The following is a 3804-nucleotide window of genomic DNA, read 5'->3' on the forward strand; positions in this document are numbered from 1 at the left end:
GCGCAGCCTTCACCGACCGCCTGAAGCGCTTTTGTTTAGACCGCGGCATCGTTTTCTAAGCACCGTTCCGAAGCTAATCGCAGTCCAGGGGTGCTAGGAGCCGGGTTTCCGGACCTGCGGGAAGATGGACCCTTCATCCACCTTTACCATGCCCCCCTTCTTTTGCGCTCCTACTACAACCGGACCTAGACATTTTCCCGGGAAAACCCTGTCCAAGTTTTCAAGCCCTAAATATGGTCAAGGGGCTTCTGGAGTCCCTCATGCAGGAGGAGTGGGAGATCTACCTGGAGGACCATCCCACCAAGGGCAACGGTTACTACACCCAGGACCTCCTCACCCTTCTTGGGCCACTGGAGGACTTGAGAGTCCCCCGTGTGCGAGAGGGTTACTTTCACCCAAGGATCCTCCCTTACCGACGCCGCACCTCTTTGGAGCTCTCCGAGGCCATCCTCGCCCTCTACGCTTCGGGGGTAAGCACCCGGGCCATCTCCCGGTTCTTGGATTCCGTCTACGGCGCCTTTTACTCCCCCCAGAGCATCTCCCGCTTGACCCAGGTGGTGGAAGAGGAGGTGAGGGCCTGGCGGGGGAGGCCGCTGGACGCCGAGTACTACGCAATCTACCTGGACGAGACCTTCCTCTCGGTGCGCCGCGGCAGGACCGCAAAGGAGCCGGTGTACATCGCTCTCGGGATCAAGCCCGATGGTCGCCGGGAGGTCTTGGGATTCTGGCTGTTCGGGGCCGAAGGGGAGAGCGCGGGGAACTGGGAGGAGGGCTCAAGGACCTGAAGAAGCGCAGGGTCAAAACGGTCCGGATCTTCGTTACTGACGACCTTCCAGGTCTTAAAGAGGCGATCCGGAAGATCTTCCCGGACGCGGATTGGGCTTTCTCTCCTCCATTGTGTGCGCACCGCCTTGAACCAGGCGAGGAGGAAGGATCGGGAAGCCCTGGCCGGGGACCTAAGAGCTTTGTACCGCGCGGAAACAGGAGAAGAGGCGAAGGGAGCGTTGGGGCTTGAGCTATCCCCGGATCGTCGCGCGTTGGGAGGCCAAATCTCACGCTCTACTTGCCTTCCTTCGCCATCCAAAGCCTATCAGGAGGTACCTCTACACCACAAACCAGTTGGAGCGATTGGCCAAGGAAGTGAAGCGGCGAACGAAGGTGGTGAAAATATTCTGCCGCGAGGAGGCGTGAGAGAAGCTTTTGTACCTTGTGTACCTTGTGCTTAGCAACCCAAATGAACGGCCAGTAGGCACGGACTACGGAGCTTTGTAGAAGAGTTGACGGAAAGCTGTCACGCGACGCAGACGCATTCCTTGAGGCACTGTTGGCACAGCCTAACTTTTTACAACCGGTCTACCAATATATGTAAGCGATGCACCTAGCAATACTATACACATTCCAACCCCTTGTACCATGGTGATTCTTTCACGAAAAATAACCCAGGCCAAGAGCGTTGCGAAGAGTGGTTCAGTTGTTGCCAAAATCGCTGATGTTGACGGGCCTATATTTTCAATAGCTTTCAAGTATAAGCCATAGCCCAAAATTGTTGGTCCGACCGCTAATAAAAATATGCTTAACCATGCTGGAAAAGAAAGCTTAGGTAAACTCCGGCTGATGGTCGACCACAAACCAAGAAGCGCTACGCTCCCTCCCAATAAGGCATAGGTGAGTATCGACCAAGGGGGGATTCTTGTAAGCAAGCGCTTTCCAAAGACGTTATAGACGCCGATTGTCAAAGCACAGCCAAAAGCGAAAACAGCGCCTTGCAAATTTTCACTCGAAACAAAAGTAACAGGCGCACCAACCAAACACCAGATGCCAACCAAAAGCAATGTAGAAGCAAGAAGATGCATTTTCTGGAGCTTTTCGCGAAAAAACAAACTTGAAAGAACGATGACGAATATGGGGTTAGTGTAAATCAGCGTGACAGCAATCGGAATAGTTGTAAATTTTATAGCATAAAAATATAACGCGAAATTCGCACCTATTGCAATTGTTCCGTAACACATGCACAACAGTATCTGCCATGGTTGAAGCTTGAGAGCTTTAGGGTTTAACAAACCAATCCCGATGAAACTCAACACGGCGGCAAACACAGCCCTAGCGGTTACAACAAAAAGAGGGTCTGCACCGAAACTATAAATAAAACGTGCTAATACTCCAATGTTTGCCCACAAGCCTGCTGAAAAAAGGGCTAAGAGGGCGCCTTTCACCCGTTTATTGCCCATTTATAACCCTAGATATGCTGTTTTGACGTGGTCGTTATTAAGCAGTTCTTGGGAAGGGCCGGAAAGCACGACGCGGCCATTTTCAATTATATAAGCAAATGAGGCTATCGCTAATGTATCAAGTACATTTTGTTCCGCGATAAGTATGGAAGTTCCTTGAATATTTAGCTCTTTAAGTATGGCAAACACTTGTGTTACTAAAATGGGCATCAGTCCCATTGAAATCTCATCAACAAGGAGGAGGCGCGGTTTACCCATTAGTGCCCGAGCAATAGCGAGCATTTGCCGCTCGCCTCCGCTTAATGTAGCAGCCCTTTGGTGTTGCCGTTCGCGGAGCACAGGGAAGAGTTTCCATACATAATCCATGCGCTCTTTTAGAAGTTTTTTATCATTCACACAGAATCCCCCAATAACCAAATTCTCTTTAACAGTCAAATCTGGGAACACACGAGCACCCTCTGGAACCAATCCCAAACCGTGGGCAGAAATTTTCCACGGGGTCCATTTAGTTATATCTTTTCCTTCAAAAAATATTTGTCCGCTGTTTTTCGGCACAAGCCCCATGACAGCTTTTAAAGTCGTTGTTTTTCCAGCTCCGTTTGATCCCACTAGCGCCACAAGTCCCCCTGGTTCTACTTGTAAGCTAACCCCCCAAAGGGCTGTTATCCGTCCATAAGATACTTGGATATTCCGCACTTCAAGTAGCATTAGGTCCCCTTTGGTTGCCCCAAATATACTTCAATTACCAATGGATCGTTTGCGATTTCTTCGGGTTTACCAGCAGCGATAATGCGACCGCGGTGCATTACCACAATCCTATCGCAGGCTTGCATGACGAATCTCATTCGATGTTCAACAAGAAGTATAGAGAGGCCCAGCGTCTCACGGAGGTTAGCAATAAAGTGGCGGATTTCTTGCAATTCTTGATCGTTTAAACCCGCTGCTGGTTCATCGAGAAGAACCAATTCAGGCTTTAAGGCCAGGGCTCTTGCGATCTCAACACGGCGGAGAATACCCACAGGCAGTGCACCGGCTGGGTAATCAGCCCAGCGTTCTAAGCTGGTAATCGCCAAAATTTCCTCGATTTGCTGCTTAATTGTCCTGCTGTCCCGACGAGTTAGCATAGCGAAGAGGTGGTCACAATACCGATAAGACAGCCCAACTAAAATATTGTCCCTTACGGAAAGGGAGATAAAAGGGCGTAATATTTGAAATGTCCGAACCATGCCCAATCGCGCCCGTTTGAACGCGGGCAAGCTCGTCACGTCATGACCTTTGAACCATACTCTGCCGCTGTCCGGGCTTAAAACCCCCGTTACTAAGTTGATAAACGTAGTCTTCCCAGCCCCGTTTGGGCCGATCAATCCTAAAATTTCGTGTCGGTTGAGCTCAAGTGATACTGAATCCACAGCTTTAAGCCCGCCAAAATTCTTAGATAACGCCTCTGTCTTGAGCAAAGTCATCTAAAGATTATAATATTAATTAGTGGTGCAAGGTAAGGAGGGGAGAAGGTGGTCGTCGGGCAGGTACGGGAGGTGCGGGCCCCGCGGGGAACGAAGCTCTCCTGCAAGGGGTG

3 protein-coding genes and 1 pseudogene are annotated in these 3804 nt (G+C 50.5%); 1 reads left to right on the forward strand and 3 read right to left on the reverse strand.

What is annotated here, in order from left to right:
• Nucleotides 1-233: 233 nt before the first annotated feature.
• Nucleotides 234-1310: pseudogene (locus ACP5PX_RS07485) on the forward strand (IS256 family transposase); the annotation flags it as partial.
• A 24-nt stretch (nt 1311-1334) separates the two neighbouring features.
• Here the strand turns inward: ACP5PX_RS07485 and ACP5PX_RS07490 are convergent.
• From ACP5PX_RS07490 to ACP5PX_RS07500, 3 genes are read right to left on the reverse strand one after another with little or no spacing between them, the layout of a single operon-like run.
• Nucleotides 1335-2228 carry a DMT family transporter gene (locus ACP5PX_RS07490; protein ID WP_428085346.1) on the reverse strand — a complete coding sequence of 298 codons (894 nt, stop codon included), beginning with the start codon at nt 2226-2228 and terminating at the stop codon, nt 1335-1337.
• On the reverse strand, nt 2229-2936 hold the full coding sequence (locus ACP5PX_RS07495) for an ABC transporter ATP-binding protein (protein WP_428085347.1): 708 nt from the start codon (nt 2934-2936) through the stop codon (nt 2229-2231). It lies immediately after the preceding gene.
• Nucleotides 2936-3691, reverse strand: a complete 756-nt coding sequence (locus ACP5PX_RS07500) for an ABC transporter ATP-binding protein (protein WP_428085348.1) — start codon at nt 3689-3691, stop codon at nt 2936-2938. Before ACP5PX_RS07500 ends, ACP5PX_RS07495 begins: the two co-directional genes overlap by 1 nt.
• Between the last annotated feature and the right edge of the window lie 113 nt (nt 3692-3804).

It is taken from the genome of Hadarchaeum sp. (SeqCode) (genome assembly GCF_049969415.1).
Lineage (GTDB): Archaea > Hadarchaeota > Hadarchaeia > Hadarchaeales > Hadarchaeaceae > Hadarchaeum.

Bases quoted from the DNA above. Each gene is read 5' to 3' on its own strand.
- ACP5PX_RS07500 (WP_428085348.1), bottom strand. From the start codon at position 3,691: ATGACTTTGCTCAAGACAGAGGCGTTATCTAAGAATTTTGGCGGGCTT.
- ACP5PX_RS07490 (WP_428085346.1), bottom strand. From the start codon at position 2,228: ATGGGCAATAAACGGGTGAAAGGCGCCCTCTTAGCCCTTTTTTCAGCA.
- ACP5PX_RS07495 (WP_428085347.1), bottom strand. From the start codon at position 2,936: ATGCTACTTGAAGTGCGGAATATCCAAGTATCTTATGGACGGATAACA.